General features: G+C 48.2%; 20 protein-coding genes and 1 pseudogene. 16 read left to right on the top strand and 5 right to left on the bottom strand.

Features of this window, described 5'->3' with window-relative positions:
* The first annotated feature begins 9 nt into the window (after nucleotides 1-9).
* The gene (locus tag PCO85_20940; GenBank protein WJV53582.1) at nucleotides 10-216 is read left to right on the top strand and encodes a YheV family putative zinc ribbon protein; all 207 of its coding nucleotides are present in this window, start codon (nucleotides 10-12) and stop codon (nucleotides 214-216) included.
* Nucleotides 217-456: 240 nt separating this feature from the next.
* On the top strand, nucleotides 457-1,083 hold the full coding sequence (gene slyD, locus PCO85_20935; GenBank protein ID WJV53581.1) for a peptidylprolyl isomerase: 627 nt from the start codon (nucleotides 457-459) through the stop codon (nucleotides 1,081-1,083).
* Nucleotides 1,084-1,208: 125 nt separating this feature from the next.
* Here the strand turns inward: slyD and eat are convergent, their stop codons facing one another.
* The gene (eat, locus tag PCO85_20930; GenBank protein WJV53580.1) at nucleotides 1,209-2,576 is read right to left on the bottom strand and encodes an ethanolamine permease; all 1,368 of its coding nucleotides are present in this window, start codon (nucleotides 2,574-2,576) and stop codon (nucleotides 1,209-1,211) included.
* 314 nt (nucleotides 2,577-2,890) lie between these two features.
* Between eat and PCO85_20925 the strand changes: the two genes are divergently transcribed.
* Nucleotides 2,891-3,895: a phosphotransferase gene (locus PCO85_20925; GenBank protein WJV53579.1), complete on the top strand. Its 1,005-nt coding sequence runs from the start codon at nucleotides 2,891-2,893 to the stop codon at nucleotides 3,893-3,895.
* Nucleotides 3,896-4,056: 161 nt separating this feature from the next.
* Nucleotides 4,057-5,100 (top strand): AraC family transcriptional regulator, encoded by a 1,044-nt coding sequence (locus tag PCO85_20920; protein ID WJV53578.1) that lies wholly within the window; start codon nucleotides 4,057-4,059, stop codon nucleotides 5,098-5,100.
* Nucleotides 5,101-5,139: 39 nt separating this feature from the next.
* On the opposite strand, the gene PCO85_20915 is transcribed toward PCO85_20920, so the two are convergent.
* On the bottom strand, nucleotides 5,140-5,358 hold the full coding sequence (locus PCO85_20915) for a SlyX family protein (protein ID WJV53577.1): 219 nt from the start codon (nucleotides 5,356-5,358) through the stop codon (nucleotides 5,140-5,142).
* Nucleotides 5,359-5,573: 215 nt separating this feature from the next.
* Here PCO85_20915 and fkpA point away from each other — a divergent pair, with 215 nt between their 5' ends.
* Together fkpA and PCO85_20905 are read left to right on the top strand one after the other, a co-directional pair.
* Entirely contained in the window at nucleotides 5,574-6,395 is an 822-nt protein-coding gene (gene fkpA / locus PCO85_20910) for an FKBP-type peptidyl-prolyl cis-trans isomerase (protein ID WJV53576.1), read from the top strand.
* A gap of 183 nt (nucleotides 6,396-6,578) precedes the next feature.
* Nucleotides 6,579-7,105: pseudogene (locus PCO85_20905) on the top strand (amino acid ABC transporter ATP-binding protein).
* A 25-nt stretch (nucleotides 7,106-7,130) separates the two neighbouring features.
* Here PCO85_20905 and pmrB read toward each other — a convergent pair.
* The 3 genes from pmrB to eptA are packed head-to-tail and all read right to left on the bottom strand — an operon-like array spanning nucleotide 7,131 to nucleotide 10,539.
* A complete protein-coding gene (pmrB, locus tag PCO85_20900) occupies nucleotides 7,131-8,234 on the bottom strand; it encodes a two-component system sensor histidine kinase PmrB (GenBank protein ID WJV53575.1) in 1,104 nt (367 codons plus the stop codon).
* On the bottom strand, nucleotides 8,231-8,899 hold the full coding sequence (gene pmrA / locus PCO85_20895; GenBank protein WJV53574.1) for a two-component system response regulator PmrA: 669 nt from the start codon (nucleotides 8,897-8,899) through the stop codon (nucleotides 8,231-8,233). The genes pmrB and pmrA overlap by 4 nt, the downstream gene beginning before the upstream one ends.
* A complete protein-coding gene (gene eptA / locus PCO85_20890) occupies nucleotides 8,896-10,539 on the bottom strand; it encodes a phosphoethanolamine transferase EptA (GenBank protein ID WJV56162.1) in 1,644 nt (547 codons plus the stop codon). Before eptA ends, pmrA begins: the two co-directional genes overlap by 4 nt.
* Nucleotides 10,540-10,740: 201 nt before the next feature.
* Here eptA and PCO85_20885 point away from each other — a divergent pair, with 201 nt between their 5' ends.
* The 10 genes from PCO85_20885 to rplC all read left to right on the top strand — a co-directional run bounded on the left by PCO85_20885 (nucleotide 10,741) and on the right by rplC (nucleotide 18,630).
* Nucleotides 10,741-11,463, top strand: a complete 723-nt coding sequence (locus tag PCO85_20885) for a transcriptional regulator (GenBank protein WJV53573.1) — start codon at nucleotides 10,741-10,743, stop codon at nucleotides 11,461-11,463.
* Nucleotides 11,463-11,852 carry a sulfurtransferase complex subunit TusD gene (tusD, locus tag PCO85_20880; GenBank protein ID WJV53572.1) on the top strand — a complete coding sequence of 130 codons (390 nt, stop codon included), beginning with the start codon at nucleotides 11,463-11,465 and terminating at the stop codon, nucleotides 11,850-11,852. Before PCO85_20885 ends, tusD begins: the two co-directional genes overlap by 1 nt.
* A gap of 19 nt (nucleotides 11,853-11,871) precedes the next feature.
* Nucleotides 11,872-12,231 (top strand): sulfurtransferase complex subunit TusC, encoded by a 360-nt coding sequence (gene tusC / locus PCO85_20875; protein ID WJV53571.1) that lies wholly within the window; start codon nucleotides 11,872-11,874, stop codon nucleotides 12,229-12,231.
* Between the two features lie 13 nt (nucleotides 12,232-12,244).
* Nucleotides 12,245-12,532, top strand: coding sequence for a sulfurtransferase complex subunit TusB (tusB, locus tag PCO85_20870; protein WJV53570.1), 288 nt, complete (start codon nucleotides 12,245-12,247; stop codon nucleotides 12,530-12,532).
* Nucleotides 12,533-12,661: 129 nt separating this feature from the next.
* The gene (gene rpsL / locus PCO85_20865) at nucleotides 12,662-13,036 is read left to right on the top strand and encodes a 30S ribosomal protein S12 (GenBank protein WJV53569.1); all 375 of its coding nucleotides are present in this window, start codon (nucleotides 12,662-12,664) and stop codon (nucleotides 13,034-13,036) included.
* Nucleotides 13,037-13,132: 96 nt separating this feature from the next.
* Nucleotides 13,133-13,603 (top strand): 30S ribosomal protein S7, encoded by a 471-nt coding sequence (gene rpsG / locus PCO85_20860; GenBank protein ID WJV53568.1) that lies wholly within the window; start codon nucleotides 13,133-13,135, stop codon nucleotides 13,601-13,603.
* A gap of 93 nt (nucleotides 13,604-13,696) precedes the next feature.
* Entirely contained in the window at nucleotides 13,697-15,805 is a 2,109-nt protein-coding gene (gene fusA, locus PCO85_20855) for an elongation factor G (protein WJV53567.1), read from the top strand.
* A 68-nt stretch (nucleotides 15,806-15,873) separates the two neighbouring features.
* Nucleotides 15,874-17,058: an elongation factor Tu gene (tuf, locus tag PCO85_20850; protein WJV53566.1), complete on the top strand. Its 1,185-nt coding sequence runs from the start codon at nucleotides 15,874-15,876 to the stop codon at nucleotides 17,056-17,058.
* 598 nt (nucleotides 17,059-17,656) lie between these two features.
* On the top strand, nucleotides 17,657-17,968 hold the full coding sequence (gene rpsJ / locus PCO85_20845; protein WJV53565.1) for a 30S ribosomal protein S10: 312 nt from the start codon (nucleotides 17,657-17,659) through the stop codon (nucleotides 17,966-17,968).
* Nucleotides 17,969-18,000: 32 nt separating this feature from the next.
* Nucleotides 18,001-18,630, top strand: a complete 630-nt coding sequence (gene rplC / locus PCO85_20840) for a 50S ribosomal protein L3 (GenBank protein WJV53564.1) — start codon at nucleotides 18,001-18,003, stop codon at nucleotides 18,628-18,630.
* The last annotated feature ends 1 nt before the right edge of the window (nucleotide 18,631 follow it).

Below are 18,631 nucleotides of genomic sequence, written 5' to 3'. Positions count from 1 at the left end.
GAAATAATCATGGCAACTATACGTAAACGTTTTATTGCTGGGGCGGTTTGCCCACAATGTCATTCGCAGGATACGCTGGCCGTCGGTCGGGAAGATGAGACCGACGTCGTGATCTGTGTAAAATGTGGTTATCATCAGCGTCAGTCTGAGGAGTCGTTGAAGGCGATAACGCGCCCCGACGAGAAACAGATCATTGGTATTTTCCACCCTGAATAAAATATGCTCGCAGCACGTTAATACTGCTCGGTCAGGTGAGCAAATATTGAAAATACGCGAGCTTGAACGAATGCGTCGCACATCGGTGGTCGGCCCTGTTTTGGTGCAGAATAACGTGAGAGATAGCCCTTGAACGGTAGATCCCACGCTGGTTGCTGTGATTTTTTATCTCAGGCAGTACATGGAGATTTTTTTCAGCTACAATTTGCGCAAAATTGATTTCCAACGGTAGGAGATATCATGAAAGTAGCAAAAGACGTGGTGGTCAGCCTGGCCTATCAGGTACGTACAGAAGACGGTGTATTGGTTGATGAGTCTCCGGTGAGTGCACCGCTGGACTACCTGCATGGCCACGGTTCGCTGATTTCCGGTCTGGAAAAAGCGTTGGAAGGCCGTGATGTGGGTGAGCGATTTGACGTTAACGTAGGGGCTAACGATGCCTACGGTAACTATGACGAGAATCTGGTACAGCGCGTTCCTAAAGATGTATTTATGGGTGTGGATGAACTTGAAGTCGGCATGCGTTTTCTGGCAGAAACCGATCAGGGTCCGGTACCAGTAGAAATTACTGAAGTTCAAGATGAGCACGTTGTGGTTGATGGCAATCATATGCTGGCAGGTCAGAACCTGAACTTCAACGTGGAAGTGGTTGCCATCCGCGAAGCTACGGAAGAAGAACTGGCGCACGGCCATGTGCACGGTGAGCATGATCACGAGCACGAAGGCTGCTGTGGCGGTCACGATCATGATCATGACGGTTGCTGCGGTGGTCACGACCATGAACATGGTAAAGGCGATTGTGGCGGTCATGGTCATGAACATGGTAAAGGTGATTGTGGCGGTCATGGCGGCTGCGGTTGCCACTAATCCTGCGATAAAAAAGGCTACTGGATTTGCTATCCCGGTGAGAACGGGGAACTAATCTGATACCCATTGATAGAAAAGGCCGTATATGCGGCCTTTTCTATTTGACGTTGACGCTCGGTAACCGGTTATTCTTCTCCCATCAGCAGTACATCTTGCGGTGCGTTATTTCGCTGGGTTTTGGTCACCAGGAAATAGCTGTAACCCACCAGCATGAAGACAATGAAGATCCCGCCAATCAGCGGATTGAACCACAGCATGGCGATCAGACAGACCAGCGCCAGTACCAGTGCAATAGCGGGCACAATGGGGTAGCCAGGCGCACGGAAGGTGCGTTCCAGCTCTGGTGCGCTGCGGCGCAGCCGGAACAGACTTAGCATACTCATGATGTACATCACGATGGCACCGAATACTGCCATAGTGATCATCGCCGCCGTCAGGCTCATGCCTTGCAGGTTAATCCAGCCATCGCTGAAGATGGCGGCAATACCGATGATCCCGCCAGTGATGATCGCTCGGTGCGGCGTCTGGAAACGGGAGAGTTTTGCCAACCCGGTGGGCAGATAACCGGCTCGTGCCAGTGCAAAGAACTGGCGGGAATAACCCAGAATGATACCGTGGAAGCTGGCGATCAGTCCGAACAGCCCGATCCAGACTAGCATATGCATCCAACCTGAGTGCTCACCCACGACAATTTTCATCGCCTGCGGCAGCGGATCGTTGATATTGGACAACGTTCTCCAGTCACCTACGCCACCGGCAAGGAACATCACGCCCAGTGCCAGCACGACCAGCGTTATAATGCCGGTGATATAGGCTTTAGGAATGGTTCTTTTGGGATCTTTGGCTTCTTCGGCGGCCATGGCCGCTCCTTCAATCGCCAGAAAGAACCAGATGGCGAAAGGAATGGCGGCGAAGATTCCGGAAACAGACGACATGCTGAAGTGATCACTACCTGCCCAGCCGTTGGCGACGAAGTGGCTGACACTAAACCCTGGTGCGACGACCCCCATAAATACCAGTAATTCCGCTACAGCCAGCAATGTCACTAACAACTCGAACATGGCAGCAAGTTTTACCCCCAGAATATTCAGTGTCATAAAAATAAGGTAGGCCCCGGTAGCCGCATAACGCGGATCAAGTCCGGGGTATTGGACATTGAGATAAGCGCCGATCGCCATAGCGATGGCCGGCGGTGCAAACACAAATTCGATCAGTGTGGCCATACCAGCAATCAGTCCACCGGTTTCACCAAACGCCCGACGGCTGTAGGCAAATGGCCCGCCAGCATGGGGAATGGCGGTGGTCAGTTCGGTGAAACTAAAAATAAAACAGGTATACATGGCGGCAATAAGCAGTGAAGTGATCAAAAATCCCATCGTGCCTGCCACCCCCCAGCCATAGCTCCAGCCGAAATATTCGCCGGAAATGACCAGACCGACTGCGATCCCCCACAAATGGAGGGCTCCCAGGGTGGGTTTTAGCTGCGTTGTCATGACTCTCTCCCATCTAACAAATTCAGGATGAAAACAGACGGCGTTTTCATAACGAGTGACTCGATAAAGCGTTGTATTTTTTTCTGCGACGGAACATGCCCGATGAGTCCGCATGTTGTCGATAATGCCGCTGTCAGATAAAGGGATACTTGACACCAAGGCAGTGATTTTTGCGCTTTACAGTCAAGTGGTGCAGAGAAATGCCTGCCGTTGTCATGTGTAGTCAACTAATGCCGTTTTTACGTCAAGCATCGAAAAGAGAGTGATTACATCCTGAATACTACTCAGGACACTACTCTTTGCGAGAGAAAAATATGGCAAAACAATATGATACGCTTGATGACGTGGCGATGAGCCATTTAGCCGAGGTGGCAATGAAACGCTATGCCCCATCGCTACAGGGGAAGTTGACGTTATTGTGCCGTTCGGAAAATGCGACCTACCGGCTTGATGCTGGAGGAAAGCGCTATGCCATGCGCATTCATCGAGAGAATTATCACCAGCGTGATGAAATTGCTTGCGAACTTGCCTGGCTGTCGGCGTTGAGTGCTGAGGGTATCGCTGTGCCGCAGGCACTGGGTGGAGTAGATGGCGATGTTGTACAAACCGTGATACTGGCAGATGGGACACCACGGCATGTGGTGCTGTTTCACTGGATTGAGGGCGAAATGCCGACCACGGAAGTGGACGCTCGGGCTTTTGAGCAGTTGGGGATGATTACCGCTCGTTTGCATCAACACAGCAGAAACTGGCAACAACCCGCACAATTCAGGCGCATCATTTGGGATCACCAGACGATGGTCGGCTCAGATGGTCATTGGGGACGTTGGCAGGATGCTCCCCGTTTACAGGCTACAGATCATACGGTTATCGAGGAAACGCTGCATCAGGTAGGAGAAGCGTTGGATGCTTATGGCAAAGACAGCCAGCGTTATGGGCTGATTCACGCCGATCTGCGATTAACCAACCTGTTGATGTTTAAAGGGGAAACTCGGGTCATTGATTTTGATGACTGTGGTTTCGGCTGGTATCTGCATGACCTGGCCGCAGCAATCAGTTTTGTCGAGCATCATCCCCGTGCTGACGCCTGGGTAGCAGGCTGGTTGCGTGGTTATCAGCGGATTTGCCCTCTCACTGACGCTGATATGGCAGTCATTCCGGCATTATTGATCCAGCGGCGTATACAACTGATGGCCTGGGCTGGCTCTCATGCACAGACCGAGCAGGCGAAAAGTCTGGGTGATAACTGGAGTGAGCACAGTGTGCGGTTGTGCCGGCGTTATCTGGAAAAAGCATCACTGCCGGTCGGGTGTGATTAGTTCATCGCCACACCTGTGGACGTTTTGCACCAGTGACGCGCACTCTTTGTCTCGTGGTGGTGCTTTTTCCTACAAAAATCTGTCTGATTGTGCGTTTTCTATCTGGTATGAAAATTGCTGGCTTACCTCTGCTTCAACTGATTACTTACGGGGTAAGGATAATGGAAATGCCACTTTTTCGACTTCCGCCGATCACCGAAACGCAGGTAGGGCACCGGGGGGTGTTAGCTGCGGCAGCATCCGGGTTGGGCCAGTTCATCTGTGATAAAGGGGGGGACGCTGATCGTATCCTGGGAATCAGCGGTATCAATCCCGAGCATCTGTCTTGCCCGACATTGAGCGTCGGGTTGGTCAATTATTGCCGGGTGCTTGAAGAAGCGGCTCGTTATTCTGACTGTGACAATTTCGGTCTGCATTATGGTCGACAGTTCAAGCCTCAGTCTTTAGGGCTGGTGGGGTATGTCGGATTGTGCAGTGCAACGCTTGAGCAAGCGTTGCACAATGTAGTGAATGCTTTCCCTTTTCACCAGCATGACACGCTGGTGCGGTTGGTTGATAAAGGCGATTGCTGGCGTTTTGACTATCAGGTTCGCCATGGCGCCATTCTGCACTGCCGGCAGGATGCGGAACTGACCCTGGGGATGATCCTGAACCTGATTCGCCATGCTGCGGGTAGAAACTGGGCACCGCGTGAAGTTCATTTTGAGCATCCTCGTCCGGAACAATGGCATGAACACTGTAAGGTTTTTGATGCACCGGTCTATTTTGACCAGCCGTTCAATTCATTGCTTATACCTAAACGGGATGTAGTTCGTTCGATGCCAGATAGCGATCCGTTACTGTTGCTGGTTGTTCAGGATGCCATCCGGCGTTTAAACAGTGATATACATCCGCAAAGCGTGGTGGATTTGGCACGTACCCAGGTACGGCATATGTTGCCACAGGGAGAACCTGTTCTGGATGAGGTGGCGGACAAGATAGGTCTGTCTAGTTGGTCATTGCAGCGGCGTTTAAAAGATGAGGGTATTAATTATACGACGCTGGTTGAAAAAGTCCGTTGTGAGATGGCAACCCACTATTTGCAGCAACGTCAGCTCTCGATTTCTGAGATGGCATTTTTGCTGGGGTATTCGGAAGTCAGTGCGTTTTCCCGGGCTTTCCGGCGCTGGTTCGGGATCAGCCCCCGACAATGGCGTAAAGCGTGAGACACCTTACTGCCAATGACGCAATAGAATTAAGTGCGGTTAATAATGTGGTGGTGGTGTTTCTTCAGACACGGGAGCAAGCAGCGATGTCTGCTGAGTCCGTAGCCGTTCAGTTAATAAGCGCAGTTGCTCACGCAGTTTTACCATCTCTAACTCATGCTGCACTACCGTCTGGTTCAGTTCCTCAATTGTGACTTCCTGAAACGAGATTCGGCTTTCCAATTGTTCAAGTCGTTGTTCAAGCCATTGCGGTGACATTTTCTCTCCTCTCCAAGCGATGTCCGTAGAGTTTGTCAGAAAGCGGAAACTTCTGGTAGTAAAAACAGTCTGATTAAGGCGCAATTACCGGGTAAGTTATTTTTCTTAATGTATTGTTGCGCACATCGTTGTGTTGCCTTCGTGCGCACGGTTATAGTAGTGACCGACTTTTTAACGATCGCTGGGGCATGTCGCTCCAGATTCTGGAGAGATGGATGAAATCACTGTTTAAAGTAACGCTGTTAGCAACCACAATGGCACTGGCTTTGAATGCAGGTGTCATGGCTGCGGATACGGCGAAAGCGACGGATAGTAATGCAACAGCAAAATTCAATAATGATGATCAGGCTGCGGCGTATGCATTAGGTGCATCCTTAGGGCGTTACATGGACAACTCCCTGAAAGAACAAGAAAAATTGGGTATAAAGCTGGATAAGGAACAGCTGATCCAAGGTGTTCAGGATGCATTTGCTGATAAGAGCAAACTGTCTGACGAAGAGATCGAAAAAACATTGCAATCGTTTGAAGGCCGGGTGAAAGCAGCTTCTCAGGCGAAAATGAAGCAAGATGCTAAAGAAAACGCTGATAAAGGGACGAAATACCGTGATGCTTTCGCCAAAGAAAAAGGCGTGAAGAAGACCAAGTCTGGTCTGCTTTATAAAGTAGATAAAGAAGGCACCGGTGCTGTACCGAAAGATAGCGATACGGTGGTAGTGAATTATAAAGGTACGTTGGTAGATGGTACTGAGTTCGATAATTCTTACAAGCGCGGCGAACCGCTTTCTTTCCGTCTGGATGGTGTTATCCCCGGTTGGACTGAAGGTCTGAAGCACGTGAAGAAAGGTGGCAAAATCGAGCTGGTTATTCCGCCAGCATTAGCCTACGGTGAAACTGGTGTTCCAGGGATCCCACCCAACTCTACACTGGTGTTTGATGTTGAATTACTGGATGTCAAATCAGACGCGCAAACCAAAGCGGCAGATAGCGCCAAGGCGGGAAAACCAGCTGGTGACGAGGCCAAGAAAAGCGCGAAGTAACAATGTAATTCCACAACAGTATCCAAATATAAACCGCTGGGAAACCAGCGGTTTTTTTATGTCAAAGACAGGCTTGATGTTCACCTGGCTCCATACCACAGGCGAGAATTAACGCATCGGCGATGCTTTCAACCTGCTCCTTTTTCATCATTGATGTGCTGACCCGGATAAACTGCGCACTGCCGCTTGTCGCCGCGTAAGATTGCGCGTCAACGTCAGGAAATCGGTATGGTATTTCAGCAATTCAATCTTTATCCGCATATAACGGTGTTACAAAATATCATTGAAGCACCTATCGGGGTTCACAAATATCCTCGAGAGGAAGCCATTCGTTTTGCAACTGAGCTGCTGGCAACCGTAGGATTGAATGACAAGGCCGATGTCTGGCCACGCCATCTCTCCGGCGGCCAGCAACAACGGGTGGCAATCGCTCGGGCACTGGCGATTAAACCGAGGCTGATGCTGTTTGATGAGCCAACGTCTGCACTCGACCCTGAACTGGTGGGAGAAGTGCTGGCGACGATGCGAGCGTTGGCAGAGAAAGGGTTGACTATGTCGTGGTAACCCATGAAATTGGGTTCGCCCGTGAGGCGGCTGACCGGGTGGTATTCATGGATGGCGGTGTGGTCGTGGAGCAGGGGACGCCTGAAGAGGTGTTAACTTACCCACAACACCGACGAACTCAGGCATTTCGCAGCCGTTTTATCTGAGTATACTTCGCTTCCTGTTCGCGGGTTAGATGATACTTTCCTGATGGTTGAATACCACCCGGGCCTGAGCGCCAGAGTGTTGCGAGCAATTCTCCAAAAAGAATTGTCCCTGATGCAATTGGGCAATGCGGGTGACAATACTTAACCCCAGGCCGATACCACCGTAACGAGTATCCATGCGGACAAAGGCTTTGCTCAACTCGCCAGCCTTATTTTCATCAATGCCCGGCCCTTGGTCCTGTACCAGCAATTCCGTTACATCATTTTCCAACGGATTCAAGGCAATCGTGATCGTACTGTTTTCCGGGCTATAACGATGGGCATTTTCTACTAGATTACGCAGCATCAACTGCAACAGCGTAGCATCCCCTTTAATCACTGTATCTTCTTTTGGCAATTGCCATTCCAGTGTTTGGTGGCGCTGTTCGATCATTTCTGTCAATTCTTCCAGAGTAGGAGAAATGACATCATCAATCAGCGATACCATCTGGTAATGCCCAGAAGCAAACTCATGTCCGGTACGGGCTAACAGTAGTAAATGCTCAACCGTTTTGGTCAGTTTATCAATGCGGTTAATCAACGGCTGGCAATTTATCTGATAATGTTGTTCCTGCAACTCGAGATGCAGACGGATGCCAGCCAGTGGCGTTCGTAATTCGTGCGCTACATCGGCAGTGAATTGCCGGTCGCGACATAGTGTTCCGTTGAGTCGCAAAAAAAGTTGATTCAGGCTACTGGTAACGGCTCTTATTTCGGTGATGTTACTGTCATATTCTAGTGGTTCAAGGTTTTCAGCAGTGCGATTTTGCAAATTTTGCTGCAAGCGTGATAGTGGGCGGGTAATCCAGTTTACCGCCTGAACACACATCAGCAGTGAAGCGATTACCATAACCAGGCTTGGCACGCTGAGCGAGGCGATGGCTTCGCGAATTTCCTGATCGATATCACGATGGAGTGTTTTGGCGGTTAGTGTCTGTTCAACTAGCAGTTCAATCTGCTCTTTGCTTTCGTGCCATAACCATGCCACGCTGATGAGCTGACAAACCAATAGAATGCTGCCTAGCGCCAGAATCAGGCGCCATCGCATACTGGAGGTTTTTTCATCAGCATCATGAATGCGTTGATTCATGGTTGGCTGCTCTTGGTTAATAAATAGCCAAATCCTCGCAGTGTGCGAATACGATTTTTCCCGATTTTTTGTCGGAGATTATGGATATGCACTTCCAGAGAATTAGAGGAGGGATCGTCGTTCCAATTATATATATCCTGATGAAGCACTTCTCGATGTACTTGAGAGCCCGCTTTTAAAATCAGACGTGAGAGAATGGCGAACTCTTTGGGGGTGAGCACCACGGGTTTGTCATCCACCGTGACCTGCTGATTATTAAGATCCAGAGTAATATTGTCGACCTGTATCTGGCTATCACTGGAACCTTGATGGCGGCGGATTAGCGCCCGGACCCGCGCTTGCAATTCTGTCAATGCAAAGGGCTTGACCAGATAGTCATCAGCCCCGACATCCAAACCACTGACGCGGTCAGATACCGTATCTCTGGCAGTCAATATCAAAACAGGTTGCTGGTAATTAGTTTTACGCCAGCGCGCGAGTAGGGTTAATCCGTCTTCATCCGGTAAGCCCAGATCCAGAATTACCAGGCTGTAGTGAGCGCTGCTGATCAGCGCATGGGCTTCTTTTGCTGTACCGGCACAATCACAGACGTAACCTTCACTGCTCAACGCTTGTAATAATCCTTCCTGTAGCAATGTATCATCTTCAACAATCAATAATTTCATGAATTGCCCCGACACGGTTGAAGTATATCTAGTTGAGATTGGTACTCTTTTGTGTCGATGTCAAACATTCCCAATAGGGTATGAAAGAGATTATCCTGCGAGAAATTACGCTGTTTGGCGTTAGTGCGCAGACAACTGTCTTTAATCGCAAATTGTTGCTGATATCCCTTGGATAACCACATGAGCATCGGTATATGTGTTTGCTGCTCAGGGGCAATAGAATAGGGCATACTGTGTAAATAGATGCCGTTTTCACCTAATGATTCTCCGTGATCGGAAAGATAGACCAATGCAGTATTAAATTTATCCTGGTGCCTTTTTAATTCGTTAATCGCTCTATCAACAATATAATCCACATGCAGAATCGTGTTGTCATAGGTATTGGTGAGTTCTTCGCGCGAGCAATTCTGTATTTGGTTGGTGTCACAGGCTGGCGTGAATTTATTGAAGGTCTGAGGGTAACGTTTATAATATGTCGGACCATGACTGCCCATCGTATGTAATACGATAATGCCATCACCTTTCAGGTTATTGATGTAATCTTCAAGACCATTAAACAGAGCTTCGTCATAGCATACACCTCCCGCACATAGGCCGGGGAGATCCAATGCAGTAATGTCCCTGCTGGGAACTCGGTCACAGACACCTTTGCAGCCACCGTCATTTTCATTCCACAGTACATTGATTTTCGCATGCTGCAAAATATCCAGCACACCTTCCTGATGGCTGGCTAACTGTTCGTTATAGCCGGTTCGTGGCATATTGGAGAACATGCATGGCACAGAAACCCCGGTGGACGTGCCACAAGAGCTGGTATGATCGAAATAGACAACATTATCATGTGCCAGTAACGGGTTGGTTTCTTTAGTGTACCCACCCAATGAGAAATCTTCAGCCCGTGATGTTTCCCCCACGATAAGAATAACCAGATTCTTTTTCGTCGCCGTTTCTGCCAATGGTTTTTTGTGGGCATCCAGGCCGATCTGGATTAATGGCAGATTATCCATTGCCTTATGTTTATAATAAGAGTGTATCGCGACAATAATGTTGCTGGGGGTTAGTGATTTCACTAGCTCTTTATTATTCCTCATTAAAGACGCATAGTCTTTATAAAAGAATGTGGCTATCAGTAAAATAGCAAATAGAGAAAGCACAATACTAAAGAAACGTGTGCCGATGTTAAACCATGTCAGCTTGGTGGGTTTTATTTTAATCCATAATGCTAAAAAAGCAGGAAAAACACCCAGTGATATAAGCCATATTATGTATTGTGGTGTAATTAAAGAAAATGACTCTGCCGCTGTAGTCTCAAAAACATTCTGCATCATCGTGCGATCAATAATGATGCCATAATTCAACATAAAGTATTGAACGGCGGCACCACTCAATAGAAAGAAGGCGACGACGAGTGGACGCAAGTAAGGCATTGCCAACAAGGTGAACAGAATGTTCAGTACGGAAAAAATGACTATCGGCATCGTGAGAACAAACAGAGTATCAACCCAGGATGACATCGCGACAAGATGACTAATCTGTCGATAATAGGCGATGTTTTGTACCGTGGCGATAAAGGCGGCAAACACTATATTGTAAGTGATACTGTTCCATTTTGGTCTCTTGAGTTTAAGCATATTATTAATCACTTACGGTATATCCAAATTATGTATAGGTATATCAGGGTAACAGTAAAGAGGTTGAATTAATTCAACCTTAAGAAAGGCGAAATCGTACAAGAAAAAATAGTTCCCGTCGGTTAAATACGAGGACGACAGAAGGGTTGTTTGCTAGACTATGTATCCTATGAATAGGATGAATAAATGACGTTGAGGGTGGTGTCTGCCATGTCTAGTTCGCTCGTTACTGGCGAATCCAATGACCTTGATTTGCTGGATGACCGTCCGTTTATGACGACGGATTATGAGATCCTGAAGTCGTATGAAGCTGTGGTTGATGGTCTGGCGATGCTGATCGGTGGACACTGTGAGATCGTGCTGCATTCGTTGGAAGATTTGAAGTGCTCCGCTGTACGTATTGCGAATGGCGAGCATACCGGCAGGAAAATTGGATCACCGATCACCGACTTGGCATTGCGGATGCTCCACGATATGGCGGGTGAAGATAGTAGCGTATCAAAAGCTTATTTCACCCGTGCTAAAAGCGGAGTATTGATGAAGTCAGTAACTATCGCGATCCGTAATCGTGAACAGCGTGTCATTGGTTTACTGTGCATCAATATGAATCTGGATGTACCTTTTTCCCAGATTATGCAGACATTCATGCCACCGGAAATCAAAGAAGTGGCTTCTTCTGTTAATTTCGCTTCGTCGGTAGATGACCTGGTGGCACAAACGCTGGAGTTTACCATCGAAGAAGTTAATGCCGACCGGAATGTTTCCAACAACGCCAAAAATCGGCAGATTGTTCTTAACCTTTATGAGAAAGGCATTTTTGATATTAAAGATGCCATTAATCAGGTTGCCGATCGGCTGAATATTTCCAAGCATACTGTTTATCTTTATATCCGCCAGTTTAAGAGCGGTGATTTTACTGGGCATGATCGTTGATGTTGACTTACTGCCTATTGGTCACCGGGCCGGCTTACGGCACACAACAAGCCAGCAGTGCATTGCAGTTTGCGCAGACATTGCTGGCGGTTGGGCATCAGTTGGACAGCGTTTTTTTTTATCGTGAAGGTGTATTGAATGCCAATCAGTTTACGTCACCCGCCAGTGATGAATTCGACCTCGTGCGTGCATGGCAGCGTTTCGGACAGAAACATCAGGTCGCATTAAACGTCTGTGTGGCGGCGGCGCTGCGGCGTGGTGTTACTGATAATCAACAGGCAGAACAACTCAATCTGGCAGGGGCAAATCTGCAACCTGGTTTTAATTTAAGTGGGCTTGGCGAATTAGCTCAGTCGGTTCTGATATGCGATCGGGTTATCCAGTTCTAATAGTTGTTAGGGGCGGATTATGAAGCGTATTGCCTTCGTCTTTACTCATGTGCCTCACGGCAATGCATCTGGCAGGGAAGGACTGGACGCGCTACTAGCAATGTCAGCGCTGACTGAAAATATTGGTGTGTTCTTTATCGGTGATGGTGTATTTCAATTGTTACCTCAGCAGCAGCCCGAAAAAGTGCTGATGCGTAATTATATTGCCACCTTTGGTGTGCTCCCTCTATATGATGTCGAACATTGTTATGTGTGCGAGACATCTTTGCAGCAACGAGGTATTTCGCCAGGCATGGGCTGGATTCTGGATGTGAAAATCCTGCCGGCAGACGTACTTCGCACAACCTTATCAACCTATCATTCCGTTCTCACTTTCTAGCGGAGATGTTGTCATGCTGCACACACTTTCTCATTCACCTTATCAAACGGATTTTGATTCGTTGCTACGTAACGTTGGTGCAGAAGACGAAATCCTGCTGTTTCAGGATGGTGTTATTGCATCACTGGAAGAAGCTGCTGCATTAGTGCGCCTGCTGGTATTAGCCGTACCAATTTATGTGTTGAAAGAGGATGTAGAGGCTAGAGGGTTGACTAACCAAGTTTCAGGCAAAATCACACTCATTAGCTATACTCAATTTGTGCAATTAACAGCTCGGCATTCCCAGCAGCTGGCTTGGTAATACTGTATTTTTGTATATTTCTTGACTCCTTACCCAGCCAGCCCTAAAATTCTGCGTCCTCATATTTTGCCTCTGGCTGGTATGAGGCGATTTATCACGTGTTTACGAAGCAAAAACCAGGAGCTTTTAATGGCAACGATTAACCAGCTGGTTCGCAAACCGCGCGCCTTGAAGGTTGCTAAAAGCAACGTTCCGGCGCTGGAAGCGTGCCCGCAGAAACGTGGTGTATGTACCCGTGTATATACCACCACTCCGAAAAAACCGAACTCTGCACTGCGTAAAGTGTGTCGTGTTCGTTTAACTAATGGTTTTGAAGTCACTTCCTATATTGGTGGTGAAGGTCATAACCTGCAGGAACACTCCGTGATCCTGATTCGTGGCGGTCGTGTAAAAGACCTGCCAGGTGTGCGTTACCACACCGTTCGTGGCGCGCTTGACTGCTCCGGTGTTAAAGACCGTAAGCAAAGTCGCTCCAAATACGGTGTGAAGAAGCCGAAGGCTTAATGGTTCTCCGTTAAGTAAGGCCAAACGTTTTAACTTAAATGTCAAACTAAACTCGTAGAGTTTTGGACAATCCTGAATTAACAACGGAGTATTTCCATGCCACGTCGTCGCGTTATTGGTCAACGTAAAATTTTGCCGGATCCGAAATTCGGATCTGAGTTACTGGCCAAATTTGTAAATATCCTGATGGTAGATGGTAAAAAATCTACCGCAGAATCAATCGTCTATACCGCGCTGGAAACCCTGGCTCAGCGCTCTGGTAAAGATCATCTGGAGTCTTTTGAATCTGCACTGGACAACGTACGTCCGACTGTCGAAGTTAAGTCTCGTCGCGTTGGTGGTTCTACCTATCAGGTTCCAGTTGAAGTCCGTCCGGTTCGTCGTAATGCTCTGGCAATGCGTTGGATCGTTGAAGCTGCTCGTAAACGCGGTGATAAATCCATGGCTCTTCGCCTGGCGAACGAACTTTCTGATGCAGCAGAAAATAAAGGTACTGCTGTGAAGAAACGTGAAGACGTTCACCGTATGGCTGAAGCCAACAAGGCGTTCGCTCACTACCGCTGGTAATTCCTGCGTAGACGTTAATAACCCAGCGGGCGCTTCAAATGCTAACCCGTCTGGGTTTACTAATTCGAACGTCCTAGGATATAGAGGAAACAAATGGCTCGTATAACACCTATTGCACGTTATCGTAATATCGGTATCAGTGCACACATCGACGCCGGTAAGACCACTACAACTGAACGTATCCTGTTCTACACCGGTGTGAATCATAAAATCGGTGAAGTTCATGACGGCGCAGCCACCATGGATTGGATGGCGCAGGAACAGGAGCGTGGTATTACCATTACTTCTGCCGCTACTACCGCCTTCTGGTCTGGTATGGCTAAGCAGTTTGAACCGCACCGTATCAACATCATTGATACCCCAGGACATGTCGACTTCACTATTGAAGTAGAACGTTCTATGCGTGTACTGGATGGCGCAGTAATGGTTTACTGTGCTGTCGGTGGTGTTCAGCCACAGTCTGAAACCGTATGGCGTCAGGCAAACAAATACAAAGTTCCGCGTATTGCGTTCGTTAACAAAATGGACCGCATGGGCGCGAATTTTCTGCGCGTTGTAGAGCAGATCAGAACTCGTCTGGCTGCTACCCCGGTTCCGTTGCAACTGGCGATCGGTGCAGAAGAGAAATTCACGGGTGTTGTTGACCTGGTGAAAATGAAAGCTATCAACTGGAATGACACCGATCAGGGTGTAACCTTCACTTATGAAGAGATTCCAGCTGATATGGTTGAATTGGCCAACGAATGGCACCAAAACCTGGTTGAGTCTGCAGCAGAAGCATCTGAAGAGCTGATGGACAAATATCTGGGTGGTGAAGAGCTGTCCGAAGAAGAAATCAAGAAAGCACTGCGTCAACGCGTGCTGAATAACGAAATCATTCTGGTTACCTGTGGTTCCGCGTTCAAGAACAAGGGCGTACAGGCAATGCTGGATGCAGTTATCGAATATCTGCCATCTCCGACTGATGTGCCTGCGATCAATGGCATCCTGGATGACGGTAAAGATACTCCGGCTGAGCGTCATTCTAATGATGAAGAGCCGTTTTCAGCACTGGCGTTCAAAATCGCCACTGACCCGTTTGTGGGTAACCTGACGTTCTTCCGCGTGTACTCTGGTGTGGTTAAGTCTGGTGATGCTGTACTGAACTCTGTTAAAGCCCAACGTGAACGTTTGGGTCGTATCGTTCAGATGCATGCCAACAAACGTGAAGAGATCAAAGAAGTTCGTGCGGGTGATATCGCGGCTGCCATCGGTCTGAAAGACGTTACCACTGGTGACACACTATGTGATCCGGATGCACCGATTATTCTGGAACGTATGGAGTTCCCAGAACCAGTTATTTCTGTTGCGGTTGAGCCGAAAACCAAAGCCGACCAGGAAAAAATGGGTATTGCTCTGGGCCGTTTGGCAAAAGAGGACCCTTCTTTCCGTGTGTGGACTGATGAAGAATCTGGTCAGACTATCATTGCCGGTATGGGTGAATTGCACCTGGAAATCCTGGTTGATCGCATGCGTCGTGAGTTCAACGTAGACGCAAACGTCGGTAAACCTCAGGTTGCTTACCGTGAAACTATCCGTGAAACTGTTACGGATGTTGAAGGTAAACACGCGAAACAGTCCGGTGGTCGTGGTCAATATGGTCATGTTGTTATTGACATGTCTCCGCTAGAACCAGGTGGTGTGGGTTATGAATTCGTCAACGATATTGTTGGTGGTTCTATCCCTAAAGAGTTCATTCCTGCTGTTGATAAAGGTATCCAGGAACAGCTTAAAGCGGGTCCTTTGGCCGGTTATCCAGTCGTCGATATCAAGGTTCGACTGCATTTTGGTTCTTACCATGACGTCGACTCTTCCGAACTGGCGTTTAAACTGGCTGCTTCCCTGGCGTTTAAATCAGCATTCGGTAAGGCGAAACCAGTTCTGCTGGAGCCGGTCATGAAAGTTGAGGTTGAAACGCCTGAAGACTACATGGGTGATGTTATCGGGGACCTGAACCGTCGTCGTGGTATCATTGAAGGTATGGAAGATATCGCAACTGGCAAGACTGTTCGGGCTCAGGTACCGTTGTCAGAAATGTTTGGTTATGCTACTGATCTGCGTTCGCAGACTCAAGGTCGTGCTTCTTACTCCATGGAGTTCTTGAAGTATAGCGAAGCGCCGAACAACGTTGCTCAAGCCGTTATTGAAGCCCGTGGTAAATAATCCGGGTTTAAATCATTGATCCCGTGCTCTTTCCAGAAGGGGAGAGCATTTGAGTAAGGAATATAGCCGTGTCTAAAGAAAAATTTGAACGTACAAAACCGCACCTTAACGTCGGTACTATCGGCCACGTTGACCATGGTAAAACAACGCTGACCGCTGCTATCACAAGTGTTCTGGCTAAAACCTACGGTGGCCAGGCTCGTGCATTCGACCAAATCGACAACGCGCCGGAAGAAAAAGCACGTGGTATCACCATCAACACTTCTCATGTTGAATATGATACCCCGACTCGTCACTACGCACACGTTGACTGCCCAGGACATGCTGACTATGTGAAAAACATGATCACCGGTGCTGCCCAGATGGATGGCGCGATCCTGGTGGTTGCCGCGACTGACGGCCCGATGCCTCAGACTCGTGAGCACATCCTGCTGGCTCGTCAGGTTGGTGTTCCGTATATCATCGTGTTCCTGAACAAATGTGACATGGTTGATGACGAAGAACTGCTGGAACTGGTAGAGATGGAAGTGCGTGAGCTGCTGTCTCAGTACGATTTCCCAGGTGATGACACTCCGGTAATTCGCGGTTCTGCGCTGAAAGCACTGGAAGGCGACGCTGAGTGGGAAGCCAAAATCATTGAGCTGGCGGAAGCCCTGGATTCCTATATTCCAGAACCTGAACGTGCGATTGACAGACCGTTCCTGCTGCCGATCGAAGATGTATTCTCCATCTCTGGTCGTGGTACGGTAGTGACGGGTCGTGTAGAACGCGGCGTCATCAAAGTGGGTGAAGAAGTTGAAATCGTGGGTATCAAAGACACCACGAAAACCACGTGTACCGGTGTTGAAATGTTCCGTAAATTGCTGGACGAAGGCCGTGCGGGTGAGAACGTTGGTGTTCTGCTGCGCGGTACGAAGCGTGATGAAGTGGAACGTGGTCAGGTACTGGCTAAACCGGGTTCAATCAAGCCGCATACGCAGTTTGAATCAGAAGTTTATATTCTGAGCAAAGATGAAGGTGGCCGTCATACGCCGTTCTTCAAAGGCTATCGTCCACAGTTCTATTTCCGTACGACGGATGTTACGGGAACGATTGAACTGCCAGAAGGCGTAGAGATGGTAATGCCGGGCGACAACATCAAGATGGTAGTAAACCTGATTGCGCCAATCGCAATGGATGACGGTTTGCGTTTTGCTATCCGTGAAGGCGGCCGTACAGTAGGTGCTGGCGTTGTTGCTAAAGTTATCGCTTAATGCTTAATCGCGTTTAATGTGGTAATAAGAATGAGGGCACTTCGGTGCCCTTTTTTATTGGCGCTCATCAGAAATCAGAAGATAAATTTGAATAGAAATGATTCCCACCTGTACTTGGGGTCAGTGATCTTTGAAAGGTTATCAATTCTTCTGACTCTGTACGCAGCTATGTCAGTCGGGGGTTAATGATTGAAGTTTTGGTAGACGAAGAAGGGTACAGCGATTGGCGTGAAACTGAGTTAGAATCTATTACCTATATGAGAATGCAAAATTATCTACAAACTCAGTTCAAGTAAGAATAATATCTCGCATTATCTGACTAAATTTATATGTTGTTCTTATTCACATAAAGCAGAGTGATATATAGCAAATCATTTTTACCTACGGGTTGCTTCCTGAACGGATTTGCGTATAATGCGCGGGCTTACCTGAGATGGTGAGCCTGGTTTGATCTGAATCAGATGGCTAGTGTTGTTAGTACTAGTCAAACAATATCCCCGATATGGGGGTTATATGAAGAACGATTACACTCCCCCATCAATCGAAATGGGTGTGGGTAGTAATTATTTATGTTTAAAATAATTGGAGCTCTGGTCTCATGCAGAACCAAAGAATCCGTATCCGCCTGAAAGCGTTTGATCATCGTTTGATTGATCAATCAACTGCGGAAATCGTCGAGACTGCTAAGCGCACTGGCGCTCAAGTTCGTGGTCCGATCCCGCTGCCGACCCGCAAAGAGCGCTTTACCATTCTGATTTCTCCGCACGTTAACAAAGATGCGCGCGATCAGTATGAAATTCGCACTCACAAGCGTCTGGTTGACATCGTTGAGCCAACCGAGAAAACCGTTGATGCTCTGATGCGTCTGGATCTGGCTGCCGGTGTAGACGTGCAGATCAGCCTGGGTTAATCAGGTCATTGAGCGATTGAGAGGTTGAAACAATGATTGGTTTAGTCGGTAAAAAAGTGGGTATGACGCGCATCTTCACTGAAGAAGGTGTTTCTATCCCCGTAACCGTAATCGAAATTGAAGCAAACCGCGTGAGCCAGGTTAAGAGCCTGGAAAACGATGGTTACCGTGCTGTCCAGGTCACTACCGGCGCTAAAAAAGCTAACCGTGTAACTAAGCCGGAAGCTGGTCATTTTGCTAAAGCTGGTGTTGAAGCTGGCCGTACGCTGCGTGAATTCCGCCTGTCTGAAGGTGAAGAGTTCACTGCAGGTCAGAGCATTAGCGTTGAAATTTTCGCTGACGTTAAGAAAGTTGATGTTACCGGTACTTCTAAAGGTAAAGGTTTTGCTGGCACGGTTAAGCGCTGGAATTTCCGTACCCAAGACGCTACCCATGGTAACTCCTTGTCTCACCGTGGTCATGGTTCTATTGGTCAGAATCAGACTCCGGGCAAAGTGTTCAAAGGCAAGAAAATGGCAGGCCAACTGGGTAATGAGCGTGTAACCGTTCAGAGCCTGGATGTAGTACGTGTTGACGCTGAGCGCAACCTGCTGCTGGTCAAGGGCGCCGTTCCGGGAGCAACCGGCAGCGACCTGATCGTTAAACCGGCTGTCAAGGCTTAAC

It is taken from the genome of Prodigiosinella aquatilis, assembly GCA_030388725.1.
Taxonomy (GTDB): domain Bacteria; phylum Pseudomonadota; class Gammaproteobacteria; order Enterobacterales; family Enterobacteriaceae; genus Prodigiosinella; species Prodigiosinella aquatilis.
This window is presented reverse-complemented; position numbering and strand designations above follow the sequence as displayed.